The sequence below is a fragment of the Streptomyces sp. NPDC007084 genome, from assembly GCF_040703595.1.
GTDB lineage: Bacteria > Actinomycetota > Actinomycetes > Streptomycetales > Streptomycetaceae > Streptomyces.
The window spans coordinates 17202-34263 of record NZ_JBEYFY010000072.1 but is presented as its reverse complement, the minus strand read 5'-3'; the positions used below and the strand labels follow the sequence as shown (position 1 = coordinate 34263).

Here is a 17062-nt window from a genome sequence, read left to right as displayed (position 1 = left end):
GGCGCGTCCACGACGGCGTGCGGGCGGATGCAGACCACCCGGATGTTGCGGGGCGCCAGTTCGGCGGCGAGGACGCGGGAGAAGGCCTCCTTGCCACCCCGAGCGCGATGCCCTCGGAGAACAACGGGCCGCCGCTGTCGCCCGGTTCGGCACACACCGTGGTCTCGATCAGCCCGGTCACCGTGCCCTCCGGGTAGTTGACCGTCGCGCCCAGCGCGGTCACCTTGCCGTCGCGCAGACCGCTGGTGCTGCCGCTGCGGAAGACCCGTTGTCCGACGGCCGGATCGGCGGCGCCGTTGATGCGTACGCCGTTGCCGCCGCCGATGGCCACCACGTTGGTCCCCGTCGCGGGCGCCTGCCCGGCGTCGTACCGCACGAGCGAGAAGTCACTGCCGGGGAACGCCGTCGTGACGGTCCGGCCGACCTGCCGGCGGGCCGTGTTGTCCGCGAACCACACCGAGCCGGCCGGACCGCAGTGCCCGGCGGTCAGGATGAACTGCTCGCTCCCGTTGGTCACGTTGAAGCCCGCCGAGCAGCGCCCCGCGGTGGAGAAGATCGCCTGCGCGCCGTTCACCCGGGTGGTGAACGCGCCCTGGGTGCGCCGCATCCGCACCTCGTCGCCGATGCCGTCGGCCAGCCTCGTCATACGCGACCAGTCGGACGCCGAGACGGTGCTGTCCGCTTGGACGAGCACCTCGTTGCGCGTGTAGTCCACCGCCCACGCGGTGCCCGGCACCCGGGGCGCCGAACTCAACGCCTTCGTGGCCGACTTGAGGTCACGCATGCTGTGCGGCACGACCTTCGGACGGGCGCCCGCCCGCTCGACCTCCGCCGCCGCCTTCGCGTCGGTGACCGCGACGACGGGGCGGCCGTCGTCGGCGATCCAGGTCCCCGCGGTGCGCGCGGTGCCCAGCCGGGTCACCAGACCGGCCCCCGTCGTGACGGCGGACCGCACCGAACTCCCCGTGGCACGCGACGAGCCGGACGGTTCGCTCGCCATCGCGTGCGTCACCATCAGACCTCCGCAGAGCAGTCCGCCGACGGCCGCGAACCGCGCCCCCCGCTGGACGATCCGTCGTCGTGCGTGCCTCATCCATGGGCTCCCGAAGCCGAACGGCGGCGGCGTCACCGCCGCCGGAAGCCCCGGTCGAGAGCCCTCCCCTCATACGTGCGCCCCCGCCCCCGCGTTCACCACCCCGTGAAGGGGAGGCACGCGAAAGCGAGGGCGGGGCGCGGGCGGGCATCCCGGCCGGTCCACGTGGGGTACGCGGCCGGTCTACGTGTAGGCGCGCGGCCGGTCCACGAGTAGGCGCGCGTCCGCTCTACGTGTGGGCGCGCGTCCGGGCGGTGACTTCCTCCGGCGTCAGATACACATCCGTGCGCTCGAAGTCCCGCAGGGTGCCCTTGCGTCCGGCGAGGAAGCCGGTGCGGACGAAGTCGTCGCCCGCGACGGCGTTCAGCAGCCAGTTGGCCGTCGTACGGAATCGGGCCGAGCCGGTGGGCAGCGCGTACAGGTGGTAGCCGCGGGCCACGACCTGCGCGGGCACCCCCTTGAGGTCGATGCCGAGCGGCTTGGAGACGGCGTCGTGGCCGCCGAGGTCGACGACCAGGCCGAGGTCCTTGTGCCGGTAGGGCAGCGTGGGCTGCCCGCGCAGCCGCGCCGTCAGCACCCGGGCTGCGTGCCGGCCCTGCCGGGCCGCGTGCTGGGCGGTCGGCGGACACGGGGAGCCGTCCCCCTTGGCGAGGTCGGGCACCGCCGCCGCGTCGCCCAGCGCGAACACCCCGTCAAGACCCGGCACCCGGAAGTCGGGCTCGGTGACGATCCTGCCGCGCACGGTCTCCGCGCCCAGCGAGTCGACCAGCGGGCTCGCCGCGACACCGGCCGTCCACACCAGCGTCCGCGAGGGCAGCACCCGTCCGTCGGTGAGGGTGACCTCGTCCTTGGTGACGGAGGCGACGGTCGTGCCCAGCGAGATGTTCAGACCCCGCGCGTTCAGCATCCGCAGCGCGCTCGCGCCCAGCTTGTCGCCCAGTTCGGGCAGCAGCTTCGGCGCGACGTCGACCAGGTGCCACTTGATGAGTCCGGGGTCAATACGCGGGTGGTAGCGCTTCGCGGCGGCCGTCGTCAGCCGCTGGAGACAGGCCGCCGTCTCGGTGCCCGCGTACCCGCCGCCGACCACCACGAACTGGAGCCGCGCCGCCTGCTCGGTGTCGTCCGTCGTGGCCGCCGCCAGGTCGAGCTGCGCGATCACGTGGTCCCGCAGGTACACCGCCTGGGAGAGCGTCTTCATCCCGCGCGCCTCGTCGGCCAGCCCCGGGATGTCGAAGGTGCGGGTCACACTGCCCGGCGTGAGGACCAGATAGTCGTACGGCAGATCGACCAGATCCCCGGTGATCTTGCGGATCACGCACACCTTGGCCTCGGTGTCGACGCCGATCACCCCGCCCGGCACCATCGCGGTGCGGCGCAGCATCCGGCGCAGCGAGGGCGCCACGGACTGGGGGGTGAGGACGCCGGCGGCGACATGGGGCAGGAGGGGCAGATAGAGCTGGTAGTCCGTCGGGCTCACCAGGGTGACCCGCGCCTCGCCCTGGGCGAGCGTCCGCTCCAGACCGCGGGCGGCCTCGACCCCGGCGAAACCGCCGCCGACGATGACGATGTTCGGTCCGTGCATCCGAGCAGCCCTCTCTCCGCTGTTGCCCCGCCGCGAACCCAGGCTCACACGGGGCGCGGACCTCTGCCACCGCACCGGGAGCCCCGCGCCGCACACCCGTATCTCTACCGATCAGTAACTGTCTCTTCCCTCCGCGTACACGCGCTGCCAGGATCATGTCTGCCGCGACGACGGGCCAGGCACCGTCGCCGTCGCGCTGCGCGCGTGCTCCACGGACAGACCTGAGACGTGAATCGCGAGACGTGAAAAGGGGACCGGCATGACGGGACGCGGTGTGGGACGCCGGCTGGGCGCGGTGTCGGCGGTGGTGGCCCTCGGCATCGGAGGGACGGTCACGGCGGCGGGGTCCGCCACGGCGGCACCGGTGCGGGAGACCGCGGCCGTGAGCACGGCCGCGGCGGCCGGCGTGGACTACGCCATCTGGCAGCGTGACGTCCAGGCGGTCATCGACCAGGCGACCCCGTACGTCGAGCAGCGCACCGCGAACGCGGACGGCCGGAAGCTCGCGCTCGTCTTCGACATCGACAACACCACGCTGGAGACCGACTTCCACCCCTGGTACCAGCTCCCCACGCCCGCCGTGAAGGCGTCCCTGGCCCTCGCGCGCTACGCGCACTCCCGCGGCGCCGCGGTCTTCTTCGTCACCGCGCGCCCCGGCATCATCGCCTCCGAGACGAAGTGGAACCTCAAGAGCGTCGGCTACCCGGTGGACGGCCTCTACGTCCGTGACCTGCCCGACCTCTTCGCCGAGGTCAGCGCCTACAAGACCGGCAAGCGCGCCCTGATCGAGTCCCTCGGCTACACGGTCGTCGCCAACGTCGGCAACAACACGACGGACCTGGTGGGCGGTCACGCCGAGCGCACCTTCAAACTGCCCGACTACGACGGCCAGTTGTCCTAGGCCCCCGTGCTCCCGGGCCGGTCCCGCCCTGTGCCGTCCCGCCCGGCGCAGCACCCGAGGTGGCCGGTCCGGTCCCCGCGCATACACTTCCGCCATGGACGAGGTCTCGTTGGACACCCTGGGCTCGGGCAAGTACCTGCTGATCACCAGTTACCGCAAGAACGGCACGGGCGTGGCCACACCGGTCTGGGTGGTGCGGGACGGCGCCGCGCTCGGCGCGTGGACGACCACCGAGAGCTGGAAGGTGAAGCGGATCCGCAACCGCGCCGACGTGCTGGTCGGCCCGTGCGACGTGCGCGGCAGGCCGACGGGTGAGGCGATCCCTGCGACGGCGGAGATCGTCGGCCCGGAGGACACCGCCCGCTACCGCAAGCTCATCGCCCGCAAGTACGGACTGGTCGGCCGGCTCACCCTGCTCGGCAGCCGGCTGCGCCGCGGCGAGAGCGGCACGGTCGGCATCCGCATCACGCCCGCGAAAACCGCCTGAACCACACGCGGGTACGGGGCTCCCGCACCGCCGGAGCCCCGTACCCGCGTAAGTCCGGAGCCCCGCATCCGCGTAAGTCTCGCGTCCGCGTAGGCCGTGCGCTCGCGTAGGCCGTGCGCCCGTCTCAACTCCAGGCGCTGTAGGGCCCGTCGACGAGCTGGAAGACCGGCTGGCGGCGCACCGGGTCCTGGGCGGTGGAGAGCTGGACCCGGTCGCCGCTGTGGATGGTCGCGGGCGCGCCCATCACCCGGCCCCGGACGGTGAAGCCCTCCGTCATCTCGATGAGGGACACATTCCGGGCCGCCGGGGTGTTGCGGTGGATCACGGTGGAGTGCCGCACCACGCCCAGACCCGTACTCGTCTCCGTCAGCAGCTCGCTGCCCGCGCACACGGGACAGATGAGACGGCTGTACATGGCGGTGGCGCACCAGCGGCACCGCTGGAAGAGCAGACGGTCCCCGGCGTGATCCTCGGAGGCGGTGTCCAGTACGTCGGTCGCGTGGCCGATGCCCGGGGGGAGGGCGCTTCCTGGGTGGTACACGATGTCAACTCCCTGCGCTCGGCCGGAATCTGCGGCGTGCGACGCACCGATCGCGCCGCACATCGACAGGTTATGGCACTGAGTGTCAGGCGTAAAGGCACTCCGTACCCTCAAAATGTGAGGATACGGAGCGGGCGGCGCGGGTCAGGCGCGGCCGAACGCCGACTCGATCTCCTGGACCACACGCCACAGGGGTGTGTCGCGCCGGGAGACGACGACCACCACGTCCTCCGCCGTCTGCGCGACGACCGGGACGGGAGCCTCGCCGAACGTCCGCTGCACATACCCGAGCGCCTGGTCGACGGAGGCCTCCGCGTCACCCTTGCCGTCCGAACGCAGCCAGGACCGCAGGCCGTTGTTGTGCGCGGCGACGACCGCGGCGGCGATCACGTCGGCGCGCAGGGTGTCACCGGGCCGCCCGGCGAAGCGGCGCCGCAGGTACTCGGCGAGGGCGCGCTCGTAGCGCCGGACGACGGACACCTCGTAGGCGCGCAGGCCCGGGACCTTCTTGGTGAGGCGGTAGCGCTGGACGGAGAACGTCGGGTTCTCCGCGTACATGCGCAGGACCAGCCGGGCCGCGTCGCAGACCCGCAGCACCGGGTCGTCCGAGGTGTCGTCGCCGGCGTCCAGAAACGCGCGCATGTCGGCGAGGCAGCGCTCGTGGTCGGGGAAGACCACGTCCTCCTTGGAGGGGAAGTAGCGGAAGAACGACCGGCGTCCGACGCCGGCGAGCGCCACGATGTCGTCGACCGTGGTCTCCTCGTAGCCCCGCTCCACGAAGAGCCGGAAGGCCGCCGCGACCAGGGCGTCCCGCATGGGCGGCCGGACGGCGGAGGGGGCGGCGGGAGGACGGCGCCCGGGTGCCTCGTTCATGGTCGGAAACTAGCAACGGAACGGACGTGATGGCACGCGGTGCACCGCTTCGAGGGAACTGAGTGCCCTGGGTCGGGCGGTCAGTGGTCGTTGCAGGCGGCCGACAGACCGGTGTCACCCGCGAGCCGGCCGTTCAGATGGGCCTGGAGGGCGACGCTCACCAGCGTGAGCAGCAGGTCGATGTCCGAGTCCACCTCCAGATGGATGGTCACCCAGCGCGAGCCGGGCACGACCCGGACGGCCGTCGAGCCCTTCAGGTGGTCCGCGAAGCGCCGGATCGCCCGGTCGGTGAGGTGCAGATCCACATCGTGGTCCGTATGGAAGTGGAGGATCTCGGACCCGTCCGCGCGCAGGGCCCGCCCCGTGCCGCAGCTTGGCCGGGTCTCCGCGAGGTCGGGCCATACGGCCAGCCGCATCATGGCTCTTGAGGCCAAGGTCATATGCCCATCATGACCAGAACACCGCTCGGCCACCAGAACTTGAGCACGATGTAACCCAGTCGTATTGCCCTCGGGGCACGGCGTTGCCGTCGGGGAACGGCGGTTCGGCGTCCGGTACGTGGCAGTGGCCGTGGCCGTGGCTGTGGCTGTGGCAGTGGCAGTGGCCGTGGCCGTGCCCGCTTCCGCTTCCGCGTTCGGGACGGTGCGGCCGCCCGAACGCGAAAACGGGCCCCGGACGCCGCCGTCCGGGGCCGCTTCCGGCCGGTCACGCCATCCAGCGGGCCGCTCACGCTCTCGGGAAGGGCGGCGGTCACGCCATCCAGAAGAAGACGGCGGTCATCCGCTTGTCCTCCATCGTGGTCCCGCAGTAGTCGGTGGCGCTGTGCATCAGGTTGGCGTTGTAGAGGAGCAGCCGGTTGTAGCGGTGGGGTACGCGGATGTCCTCGACGAAGGAGTCCGGCGGCACGAAGCGGGTCCCGAGCGCCTCGACCAGGTTGTTGTGCGGGGCGGCGACCACGTTGCCGCCGAGCCGGCCGCCGGGCAGGTTCTGCCGGAAGAAGCTCGTCCCGCAGTCCTTGGGGACGTTCGGGTTCAGATAGAGCACGGCGGCGTAGCGGCACAGGGCGCGGGAGTCGGTGTGCGGGCGCGGCTCGCCCTCGTCCTTGCCGACCACCTGCACGCAGTTGTGGTTGAGGGTCGCTCCGGACGGCGTGCTCTGCTGCCACAGTTCGCGGGCGCCGGTCGCCTTCTTCACCAGCCGCTCCACGCGCGCCAGTTCGGCCGGTTCGAGGCCTGGCATGGTGCGCAGGCCGGGCCAGCTCTCCGACGTGTACGGATGTCCCTTGACCCAGTCGTCCCTGGCGACGCACCGGTTGCGTACGGCGTCCGGATCGGGCAGGACGTCGTCGAGGACCCAGTAGTCCCGGTCGCGCGTGGGTTTCCGGTAGGGGAGGACGGGCAGCGCGGGTGTTCTCGGAGGTTGTGGGGGCATGCCGCCGACGATATTGATGGCTGTACCAGCGATCGCCAGGGAATTGGTCAACCTTCCGTCAACTTGGCGGTACCGGCAATCCCGGCGGTCTCGGCGATCCCCGCGGTCCCGATCATATTGAGCGAAATCGATCGATACGATGGTGGGCGTACAGTGACCTCACGGGATCACGCTCCGCGTTCGCCCGTAGATCGTCCGTCCGGCCTTGCCCCAGGGGGAGCCATGCGACTGCACGTCGACCAGCGTCATGAGCGGGTACTCGAACTCGTCCGGGAGCGCGGCAGTCTCCGTGTCGCCGACCTCGCGGCCGAACTCGGCGTCTCCGCAGTGACCTTGCGGCGTGACGTGGAGACCCTGGCGGCGCAGGGACGGGTGCAGCGGCTGCACGGCGCGGTGGTCTGGCCCGGCGACGCGCCGGCGCAGGAGCGGCCCCGCCCGGTGGCCGCCGAGGGCGCGGTGATCGGAATGATCGTGCCGACCACCGTCAACATCTTCGGGGACATCGTCCGCGGGGCCCGCGAGGCCGTCGGCGCCCAGGGCGGGCGGCTGATCCTCGGGATGACCGGCTATGTGGACTCCGAGGACGCCGTCCAGGCGGAACACCTGATGGCAGGGGGCGCGGAGGGGCTTCTCGTCGCGCCGAGCTGGTTCGGCGGCGTGCCGGTGGACGGGCAGGAGAAGTGGATCCTGGACTGCGCGGTGCCGGCCGTCCTCGTCGAGCGGTCCGCGCCCGCCGGCAACCCGGCGGCCGGTCTCGACCGGGTGCGCACCGACCGGGAGCACGGAGCGGCCGTCGCGGTGGGCCACTTCGCGTCCCTGGGGCACCGGCGGATCGCCGCGGTCCTCCAGGAGGGCCCGCACGCGGAGCGGATCTCCTCCGGTTTCCTGACCGCGGTCGGCTCCCTCGGCCTCGACGTCGACAGGGGAGCGCCGTCCGTGCGGGAACACGGGGACTACGAGGCGAGCGTCGACTACCTCGCGGAGGCGGTGGAGAAGCGCGGCGTCACCGCGGCCCTGGTGCACAGCGACGAGGACGCCATCGTGCTGGTGCCCAAGCTCCAGGCGCGCGGCATCAGCGTCCCCGAGGACCTCGCCCTGATCGCCTACGACGACGAGGTGGCCGCTCTCGCCGACGTCCCGCTGACCGCCGTCGCGCCGCCGAAGCGTTCGGTGGGGGAGCTGGCCGCCAAACTGCTGCTCCAGCGGCTCACGGAGCGCGCGGACGGCCGGCGCCCCGAACCCCGTCAACACCTCGAACTGCTCCCGGAGTTGAGGGTCCGTTCGTCCTGCGGTGGGGCGACACCCGAAAGCTGATCGTCGAGCGATCGTTTTGATTGTCTTGGTCGAATGCTCTTGACTCTGATCGTGTGCGCACAAAAGATGTCCTGCATCCGCCTCTTCCCGTACGAGGTCTCGTAGGAGCCGTGCAATGTCGCGCACTTCACGTTCGTTCCGTATAGCCGCCACCGCCACCGTCGCCGCCCTCGGTCTGCTCGCCACCGCGTGCGGCGGCGACGACGACGGCGGCTCCGCCGGCGCCGCATCCGACGGCAAGCCGGTCACCATCGACTACTGGACCTGGACCCTCGGGGCCAAGTCGACCGTCGAGGCGTTCAACAAGACGCACAAGGACATCAAGGTCAAGCTGACCGAGATCCCCAGCGGCACCGAGGGATACAGCAAGATGTCCAACGCGGTGAAGGGCGGCAACGCACCCGACGTGGCGACCATCGAGTACCAGATGGTCCCGGAGTTCGCGAGCCAGGGAAACCTGATCGATCTGACCAAGTACGCCGGTGAAACGGTCAAGTCGAAGTTCCCCGCAGCGGTGCAGAGCCTCGTCACCTTCGGCGGCCGGACCTGGACCGTTCCCTACGACGTCGCGCCGCAGCTCTACTACTACCGCACCGACCTGTTCAAGAAGTACGGCATCGAAGTCCCCAAGACCTGGGACGACTTCAAGACCGCCGCCGCCAAGGTCAAGAAGCAGGACAAGAACGTCCGGCTCGCCTCCATGCCGAAGTCCGACCCGGCGCTCCTCGCGGCCCTCGCCTGGCAGGCCGGCGGCACCTGGTTCACCACCAAGGGCGACGCCTGGAAGCCCGCCGTGAACGACGCGCCCAGCAAGAAGGTCGCCGCCTACTGGGACGGCCTCATCAAGGACGGCCTCGTCCAGTCGTACACCGCGTACAGCCCCGAGGAGACCAAGGCCCGCACCTCCGGCAAGACGCTCTCCTTCCTCGGCGCCTCCTGGTCGGCCGGCGGCCTGAAGACCGCGATGCCCGACCTCTCCGGCAAGTGGGCGGCGGCGCCCCTGCCGAACTGGGGCACCCCGGCCACCGGCAACTACGGCGGCACCTCCTACGGCGTCCTCAAGGGCAGCAAGCACGCCGAGCAGGCCGCCGAGTTCATCACCTGGCTCACCACGAACAAGGCCGGCGTCGAGGCCCGGCTCGCCGACCTCGCCTCGCCGAGCAGCGCCGTGCCCGCCGATCCCGAGATGCGCACGGTGGCCGCCGCCAAGTTCGACACCGCCTACCTGAACGGCCAGGACCTCTACAAGCTCTCCTCCGAGCAGGTCGACGCGATCGTCCCCGGCTGGACCTGGGGACCGAACCAGCTCGACGTCTACACCGCTGTCCAGGACGCCACGGCCAAGTCCGGCTTCGCGGGCGGTATCGAGGCCGGCCAGCGCAAGGCCGAGTCGGGCATCACCGAGCGCGGCCTGAAGCTCGCCAAGTGACCCGACGGGTCCGGCCGTTCGCACCCCGCGACCGGCCGGACCCGCTCACGCGAGCGCGCCCCCTCCCCGCACCCCCGAAGCGTCCAGCCCGCCAAGGAGCCCCACCGTGGCAGCACCTCTCGCCCCGGCCGTGAAGATCCGGCCCGCCTCCCCGGCCAAACCCCCGGGCCCCCCGAAGGTCCAGCGCGGCCGGCGCCGGGCCGCGGCCCTCTTCATCACCCCGTTCTTCGTCCTGTTCGCCGCGGTCATGCTGGCGCCCATCGGCTACGCCGTGTGGATGAGCCTCTTCCAGGAACGCTCCTCGGGACTCGGCTTCGGCGGCACCGAACGCGTCTTCTCCGGACTCGGCAACTTCACCAAAGCCCTGTCGGACGACGGCTTCCGGGCCTCCTTCGGTCACATCGCGCTCTACTGCGCGCTGTACATCCCGGTGATGATCGGCGGCTCGCTTTTCCTCGCGCTGCTCGTCGACTCCGCGATGGCCCGCGCCAGACGGTTCTTCCAGCTCGCGCTGTTCCTGCCGCACGCCGTCCCCGGAGTGATCGCCTCGATCATCTGGATCTACCTGTACACCCCGGGCCTGAGCCCCGTGCTCGACGCGATCGGCGCGCTCGGCGGGTCCTGGGATTTCTACAGCAACGACCATGTGCTGTCCTCCATGGTCAACCTGTGCGCCTGGCAGTGGATCGGCTACAACATGGTCATCTTCTACGCCGCGCTCCAGGCCGTACCGCGCGAGACGATCGAGGCCGCCATCGTGGACGGCGCCGGCGCCATCCGTACCGCGCTTCAGATCAAGGTCCCGCTGATCGCCTCCGCCGTCGTCATGACCGTCCTGTTCACCTGCGTCGGCGCCATCCAGATCTTCACCGAGCCGAGGCTGCTCAACCAGCGCGGCTCCATCGACACCGAGTGGTCGCCGACCCTGTTCATCTGGAAGGCCGGCTTCGTGCAGCACGACTACGGACTGGCCGCGGCCGCCTCCCTGCTGCTGGCCCTCCTCGGCGTACTCCTCTCCTACATCGTCACCCGGCTCGGCAACCGGTGGAAGGCCGCCTCATGAGCACGCTCACCCACACCACCAGCCCCGCCCGCTCCCAGACGGAGCCACAGGCCGCGCCGGACACCCGGCGCCGGACCGCACCCCGCGCGCTGCTCTCCAAGGGGGTCGTCAACGGCCTGCTGATCGTCGCGGCCTTCTACACGCTCATGCCGGTGAGCTGGCTGCTCATCGCCGCGACGAAGAACTCCCGCGACCTGTTCGGCACGTCCGGCTTCGTCTTCGGCGACTTCAACCTGTTCGACAACCTGCACCGCGTCTTCACCGTCAACGACGGCATCTACCTGCGCTGGTTCGGCAACAGCGTCCTGTACTCGGTCGTCGGCTCCGCCGCCTCCACGTTCCTGTCCGTCGCCACCGGCTACGCCTTCGACAAGTACGACTTCAAGGGCAAGGAGAAGCTGTTCGCCGCGGTCCTCGGCGGCGTCCTCGTCCCCACCACCGTGATCCAGCTCCCCATGTACCTGCTCGCCACCAAGGTCGGCGTCGTGAACACCTACTGGGCGCTGCTGCTGCCCGCGCTGGTCAACCCCTTCGGCGTCTACCTCGCCCGCGTCTTCTCCGAGGGCTACGTGCCCGACGAGGTCCTGGAGGCCGCCCGTGTCGACGGCGCCGGAGAGGTCCGCACCTTCGCGGGGATCGCGCTGCCGATGCTCGCCCCCGCCTTCATGACGATCTTCCTGTTCTCGTTCACCGCGAGCTGGAACAATTTCTTCGGCGCCCTCGTCATGCTGAACGACGAGAAGCTCTACCCGGTCAACCTCGGCCTGTTCATGTGGAACAGCGTCACCCAGCAACAGCCCGAGTACTACTCGCTCGTGATCACCGGCTCACTCGTCGCCGTCGTCCCGCTGATCGTCGCCTTCGTCTGCCTCCAGCGCTTCTGGCGCTCGGGCCTGACCGCGGGCGCGGTGAAGTGACCATGCTCGCACCCGAAGGCACCCGCCCGAACAGCTCCGACCGCCCGGCCGCGCCCCGCACCCCGCGGACCGCCCTCGCCATGGGACGCGAGATCCACCGCTCCCTGCTCGCCGAGGGCGCCCTCGACCGTCTCACCCGGATCGCCGCCGTCGACGCGTCCACCCCCGTCACCGACTTCGCCACCGCCGACACCGCCGAACTGGCCGCCGTCGAGGTCCTGTTCACCCACTGGGGCGCGCCCCTGCTGTCCGACGACGCGCTCGCCCGTATGCCACGTCTGCGTGCCGTCGTCCACGCCGCCGGCTCCGTCAAGCACCACGTCACCGAGTCCGTCTGGAAGCAGGGCATCACCGTGTCCTCCGCCGCCGACGCCAACGCGGTGCCGGTCGCCGAATTCACCCTGGCCGCCATCCTGTTCGCCAACAAACGCGTCCTCGACAGCGCCCGCGACTACGCGGCCTCCCGCGAACGGCCCGCGCTGCTCCCGTACTTCGCCGGATACGGCAACCACCGCCGCACCGTCGGCATCGTCGGCGCCTCCCGCGTCGGACGCCGCGTCATCGAACTGCTGCGCCCCTTCGACCTGCACGTCCTGCTCCACGACCCCTACGTGGCCCCGGTCGACGCCCGTGCCCTCGGCGTCGAGCCCGTTGAGCTGGACGACCTGGTCCGCCGCAGCCACGTCGTGAGCATCCACGCCCCCCAACTCCCCGAGACCCGGCACATGTTCGACGCCCGCCGGCTCGATCTGATGCGGGAGGGCGCGACACTCGTCAACACCGCGCGCGGCTCGCTCGTAGACACCGACGCGCTCACCGACCGCCTCGTGGCGGGCCGCCTGCACGCGGTCCTCGACGTGACCGAGCCCGAGGTGCTGCCCGCCTCGTCCCCGCTCTACTCGCTGCCCAACGTGCTGCTCACCCCGCACATCGCGGGCTCCCTCGGCAACGAGCTGGGCCGCATGACCGACTGGGCGGTCGACGAGGTCCAGCGCTACGCCCAGGGGCTGCCGTTCGTCTACGGGGTCGGCCCCGACGAACTGACCCGCTCGGCCTGACCCGCGTGGCCTGACCGGCGCGTCCCGACTCGCGCGGCCCGCGCAACGCCCGCCGACTCCGAGACCACGCCCTCCGACTCCGAGGCCACGCCCACCCAACTCCCGTGCCGCGCAAGCGACTCATCTCGCCCGTCCGCGACTTCCTCGTCATGCCCCGATCGCCCCACGAAGGGACTCCCCATGCCCGCCCCCGCTGACCGCCGTGTCCTGGTCGTCGGTGTCGACGGCGTCCGCCTGGACACGCTGCGCAGGCTGTCCACGCCCCACCTCGACGCCCTCGCCGCCGACGGCTTCCTCGCGCCCGTCGAGGTCGACGACCGCACCCCCACCATGTCCGGCCCCTGCTGGGCGACCGTCGTCACCGGCGTCGGCGTCGACAAGCACGGCGTGTGGAGCAACGACTTCGGGGGCCACCGGCTCGACGTCTTCCCGGACTTCGCCACCCGGCTGGCCCAGCAGTACGGCCGCCGCACCTTCGTCGCGGCCGGCTGGCAGCCGCTCATGCAGGCGCGCGACGGGGGCCCGCTGTTCCGCGCCCCCTCCCGGAGCGCCTACGTCTCCCCGGCCGAGGACACCCCCGAGGCCTGGGAGCACTGCGACGAACAGATCACCGCTGAGGCGGTCCGCGTCCTCGCCGGCGGCGACGACACCGCCGCCTCCTTCGTCTATCTCGGCGCCCCCGACGAGACCGCGCACTACCTGGGCTGCGGAGAGGCGTACGAGGAGTCGGTGCGGCGCGCGGACGAGCGGGTGGGCCGGCTGCTGGACGCGGTGCGCGCCCGGCCCGCGTACGACCGGGAACACTGGACGGTGATCGTGGTGACCGACCACGGGCATGTCGACTCCGGTGGCCACGGCGGCCGTTCGGCGCCGGAGCGCACGGCGTGGGTGATCGCCGCGGGCCCGGACATCGCGACCGCGCCCGCCGTCGTACGCCATGTCGACGTCGCCGCCCAGGTGTTCGCCTCGCTGGGCCGTGACGCGGACCGGCACTGGACCCTCGACGGCCGGCCGTTCACGGCCGCCGGGACCGCGGGTCTCCGGGCGTCGGAGGGGACGCTCGGAGACCCGGACGCGCGGCCCGCGGCGGTTCCCGCGGTCAGCCCAGCTTGACGGTGATCTTCTGGGTGACGCCCGCGGTGGTGCTCAGGTCACCGAAGGTGAGCGTCAGCGCGGAACCGGTGGTCGCCGAGGTGACGGTCGAGGGCTTCGACGTCACCGAGGCGACCGCCCTGTTCCAGGTGAGCGTCAGACCGCTCTGCGCGCGCATCGGGTCGCTGACACAGACGACCGCGGTGCCGTCGCCCTTCTCGCTGATCATCACCGAACACGGCTTGTTCACGGTGAGCGGGCCCACCGTGCCGGCGAACCAGAAGTTGACCCCGGTGAAGCCCAGCGAGGGGACGCTGACGCCCTGCTGGTCGTCGGTGTTGGCGAGGACGCTCAGCCAGGTCGTCGCCGCCGCCCTGGCCTGCGTCTGGGCCGCGCTCGCGCCCGGCATGAGCAGATAGGCGTACGTGGCGGCGGTAGGCGCGGTGCCGTGATCCACGTACATCGTCAGGTACTTGCGGTTCAGCACGGCCGTGGAGCTGCCCTTGTTGATGTCGCTCCACCTGCCGTTCCGGGCCTCGCGCAGCGCCTTCACGGTGGCGCCGCCGGGGAAGACGTAGCCGCCGTGGCCCGCGATGTGCGCCCACGAGGTGCCTGACAGGGTCTCCGACCAGGGGTAACCGGCCGGCTTGACCGTGCCGTTCACCGTGGAGGCGGAGTTGCCGGTGGGCCCGAGGTTGCGGTTCTCGACCGTGGACTCCACCGCCGTGCCGTCGGTGCACTTGATGCCCGCGCCGAGACAGACGATCGCGTCGTCGAGGCAGAACCACGACTTCTTCGCCATCAGCGTGCTCTGCAGCCCCTTGAGGTACTGGCCGATCGCGGCCCGCTGCCCGTCCGTCGCGCCGCCCACCCAGTTCACGTCCGGCAGGGACGCGCCCCAGTCGCCGCCGGCCGCGTCCGCGAGCGCCTTGCGGGAGGCGGTGACCCCGGGCAGCCGGTACGGGTCGACGGTGGGCCAGAAGGCGTCGCTGTACTGGCCGTTGGCGTAGGTGTCGCCCCACCAGTAGAGCATTCCGGAACCGGTGTGCCAGCCGCGCAGGTTCTCGCCGTTGCCCGTCTCGTAGTAGGTGATCCGGCGGTCGGCCATGCTGATCGAGGCGGCCCAGCCGGGCCGGCGGTGGGTGGCGCGCGCCATGCTGGTGAACAGCCGGTGCCCGGTCGGCTCGGCGATCGCCGAGACGCTGATGTCGTCCTGAACTCCCTTGAGACGGGCGAGACTTGTCAGGCCGAGGGAGGGGTTGCTCAGGGGCGGGCTGTAGTAGTCGCGCTGCATCCAGCCCTTGACCAGACCGCGCCAGCGGGCGTTCTCCGTGCTGCTCGCACCCTGTCCGAGCAGCACGATCGAGGCGAGGATCGGGTGGCCGCGCAGATGGTCGTCCTGCTGGACGCCCTGCGGGTCCGCGGCGGACACCCCGCGGCTGATGGCGCGGCCGGACACACCGTCCATCACCAGGCCGTTGTAGAGGAACGGCGCCCACGCCTTCTCCACCGCGTCGAACACGATCTGCCGGTTGGCGTCGGTGACCGCCCAGGTGGAGCCCGCGAGCAGCGCGAAGAGCATCCCGAGCCCGCCGAGCATCACCGAGCCGTACGACCCCGTGTAGGGGACGGTGGTGTGCTGGATGAACGAACCGTCCGGGTAGAGCCCGTCCCCGGAACTCACGTACGGGAACACGGGGGAGAGGGCGTCCCGGGCCAGCGCGACCTTCGCGGCGTTCGCGCCCACGACCCCGCGCAGCGCGAGGACCCGGCACAGGTCGACCCGGTTGGCGCCGGTGCTCGTCCCGGTGTAGGCGGCGACGGCGGAGTCCGGCACGAAGTGGTCGACGGCGGCGAGATATCCGCTGATCCGCGCCGCCGACAGCTCGTCGTACAGCAGCACGCACACGTCGAGCAGCGCCTGCGGGGCGCCGATCTGCCAGTTGTACCAGTTGCCGTAGCGGGTCTGGGTGGCGTTGTACACCTCGTCGTGGAGGTGGTCCAGGCCGGTGAGGATCGTGTCGCGCAGCCCGCTGTCGCCGGTCAGTCCGGTGCCCTGCTGGGAGTAGGCCTGGGCGAGGGTGGCGAGCCGGGTGTAGCTGGCGTTCATGTTGGCGGAGAAGCCGTAGGACTCCGCGTCGGTGTCCGGGTCCGGGTCGGCGTAGACCAGGTCGGGCCAGAGCGAGCCGGTGGCCGGGGCCATGGTGGAGCGCAGGCCGCTCGCGGTGGTGCCGAGGTCGGTGAGCCGGCTCTTGAAGGGTTCGGCGGTCGGGCTGAACCCCTCGCCCAGGATCAGGGTGCGCCACTTGGCGCGCAGGGCCGCGAACTCGTCCGCGGCCTGGACGTCGGCGATGGAACCGGGGCCCGCCGGCGAGGCGGCGGGCGCGGCGTCGGCGGAGCTGTGCACCCCGAGCGCGAGAGCGGTGCCGCTGCTTGCGGCGAGAAAACCACGGCGGGACCAACGAGTCGTCATGACGGCGGTTTCTAGCACGCCTTCGTTCAAACGCTCAACAAGTCTTACCGAATTGACCGTATCGATCGTTTGCCAGGGGGAGGGGGCCCGGTCGTCGAACGTTCCCGGCGGGCCGCGCGGCCGGGATGCCCGTCACCGCATGACGGGGACGACCAGGTCGGCGCGGTCCCGGGTCGCGGCGACCAGTTCGGCGTTGCGCTGGTCCGGGCCGAGCACCCAGGCCATCGCCGTCTCGTGGTCCTTGCCGAACTCCTGGTGGCGCGCCACCAGCCGCCGGACGCGCTCGGCGTCCTCCAGCTCGCAGAACCACACCTCGTCGAGCTGCTCGCGCGCCCGCGCCCAGGCCGCCTCCCGGAGCAGCAGGTAATTGCCCTCGGTGACGACCAGCCGGGCGGACCGGGGCACCGGAACGGCACCGGCCAGCGGCTGTTCGAGGACCCGCTCGAACCCGGGCGCGTACACGAGGTCGTCCTCGTCCTCGCGCAGCCGGCGCAGCAGCGCCGCGTACCCCGCAGCGTCGAAGGTGTCCGGCGCGCCCTTGCGGTCCCGCCGGCCGAGCCGGTCCAGCTCGGCGTCCGCGAGATGGAACCCGTCCATCGGCACATGGGCGACCCCGAAGTCCCCCGCCGCGCCGAGCCGCTGGACCAGCCGCTCGGCCAGGGTCGTCTTGCCGGAGCCGGGAGCGCCCGCGATGCCGAGCAGGGCACGCCGGCCGGGCCGTACCAGCGAGGCGGCCCGTGCCACCAGGTCGTCGAGGGTCATACGCGCCCCGACAGGGGCCGGAGCCGAGCCGTGTCCATGCCCCCAG

General features: G+C 71.4%; 15 protein-coding genes and 1 pseudogene. 8 read left to right on the top strand and 8 right to left on the bottom strand.

Annotation, left to right across the window (positions count from 1 at the left end):
• Together AB0912_RS32580 and AB0912_RS32575 are read right to left on the bottom strand one after the other, a co-directional pair.
• Window positions 1–1093 (bottom strand): S1 family peptidase (locus AB0912_RS32580; RefSeq protein WP_366706288.1); only part of this gene is annotated, 1093 nt, incomplete at its 3' end.
• A 229-nt stretch (window positions 1094–1322) separates the two neighbouring features.
• Complete coding sequence (locus tag AB0912_RS32575) at window positions 1323–2675, bottom strand: NAD(P)/FAD-dependent oxidoreductase (RefSeq protein ID WP_366706286.1); 1353 nt, start codon at window positions 2673–2675, stop codon at window positions 1323–1325.
• Between the two features lie 259 nt (window positions 2676–2934).
• On the opposite strand from AB0912_RS32575, the gene AB0912_RS32570 reads away from it, so the two are divergent.
• Together AB0912_RS32570 and AB0912_RS32565 are read left to right on the top strand one after the other, a co-directional pair.
• Entirely contained in the window at window positions 2935–3576 is a 642-nt protein-coding gene (locus AB0912_RS32570; protein ID WP_366706284.1) for an HAD family acid phosphatase, read from the top strand.
• Window positions 3577–3670: 94 nt separating this feature from the next.
• Window positions 3671–4063: a PPOX class F420-dependent oxidoreductase gene (locus AB0912_RS32565; RefSeq protein ID WP_366706282.1), complete on the top strand. Its 393-nt coding sequence runs from the start codon at window positions 3671–3673 to the stop codon at window positions 4061–4063.
• Window positions 4064–4187: 124 nt separating this feature from the next.
• Here the strand turns inward: AB0912_RS32565 and AB0912_RS32560 are convergent, their stop codons facing one another.
• From AB0912_RS32560 to AB0912_RS32545, 4 genes are all read right to left on the bottom strand, one after another.
• On the bottom strand, window positions 4188–4604 hold the full coding sequence (locus tag AB0912_RS32560) for a hypothetical protein (RefSeq protein ID WP_366706280.1): 417 nt from the start codon (window positions 4602–4604) through the stop codon (window positions 4188–4190).
• A 144-nt stretch (window positions 4605–4748) separates the two neighbouring features.
• Complete coding sequence (locus AB0912_RS32555) at window positions 4749–5420, bottom strand: TetR family transcriptional regulator (RefSeq protein WP_366706292.1); 672 nt, start codon at window positions 5418–5420, stop codon at window positions 4749–4751.
• A gap of 137 nt (window positions 5421–5557) precedes the next feature.
• A complete protein-coding gene (locus AB0912_RS32550; RefSeq protein ID WP_366706278.1) occupies window positions 5558–5917 on the bottom strand; it encodes a luciferase family protein in 360 nt (119 codons plus the stop codon).
• A 310-nt stretch (window positions 5918–6227) separates the two neighbouring features.
• The gene (locus AB0912_RS32545; protein WP_366706276.1) at window positions 6228–6908 is read right to left on the bottom strand and encodes a DUF6445 family protein; all 681 of its coding nucleotides are present in this window, start codon (window positions 6906–6908) and stop codon (window positions 6228–6230) included.
• 222 nt (window positions 6909–7130) lie between these two features.
• On the opposite strand from AB0912_RS32545, the gene AB0912_RS32540 reads away from it, so the two are divergent.
• From AB0912_RS32540 to AB0912_RS32515, 6 genes and pseudogenes are all read left to right on the top strand, one after another.
• Window positions 7131–8222, top strand: coding sequence for a substrate-binding domain-containing protein (locus AB0912_RS32540; RefSeq protein WP_366706274.1), 1092 nt, complete (start codon window positions 7131–7133; stop codon window positions 8220–8222).
• A gap of 115 nt (window positions 8223–8337) precedes the next feature.
• Window positions 8338–9651: a sugar ABC transporter substrate-binding protein gene (locus AB0912_RS32535; RefSeq protein WP_366706272.1), complete on the top strand. Its 1314-nt coding sequence runs from the start codon at window positions 8338–8340 to the stop codon at window positions 9649–9651.
• A gap of 106 nt (window positions 9652–9757) precedes the next feature.
• Window positions 9758–10714: a sugar ABC transporter permease gene (locus tag AB0912_RS32530; protein WP_366706270.1), complete on the top strand. Its 957-nt coding sequence runs from the start codon at window positions 9758–9760 to the stop codon at window positions 10712–10714.
• Window positions 10711–11631: a carbohydrate ABC transporter permease gene (locus AB0912_RS32525; protein WP_366706268.1), complete on the top strand. Its 921-nt coding sequence runs from the start codon at window positions 10711–10713 to the stop codon at window positions 11629–11631. Before AB0912_RS32530 ends, AB0912_RS32525 begins: the two co-directional genes overlap by 4 nt.
• Window positions 11632–11633: 2 nt before the next feature.
• Window positions 11634–12689 carry a hydroxyacid dehydrogenase gene (locus AB0912_RS32520; protein WP_366706266.1) on the top strand — a complete coding sequence of 352 codons (1056 nt, stop codon included), beginning with the start codon at window positions 11634–11636 and terminating at the stop codon, window positions 12687–12689.
• Between the two features lie 180 nt (window positions 12690–12869).
• A pseudogene (locus tag AB0912_RS32515) lies at window positions 12870–13697 on the top strand (alkaline phosphatase family protein); the annotation flags it as partial.
• 91 nt (window positions 13698–13788) lie between these two features.
• Here AB0912_RS32515 and AB0912_RS32510 read toward each other — a convergent pair.
• The gene (locus tag AB0912_RS32510) at window positions 13789–16254 is read right to left on the bottom strand and encodes a polysaccharide lyase 8 family protein (protein ID WP_366706264.1); all 2466 of its coding nucleotides are present in this window, start codon (window positions 16252–16254) and stop codon (window positions 13789–13791) included.
• Window positions 16255–16386: 132 nt separating this feature from the next.
• Window positions 16387–17016 (bottom strand): nucleoside/nucleotide kinase family protein, encoded by a 630-nt coding sequence (locus AB0912_RS32505; RefSeq protein WP_366706262.1) that lies wholly within the window; start codon window positions 17014–17016, stop codon window positions 16387–16389.
• Window positions 17017–17062 lie beyond the last annotated feature (46 nt).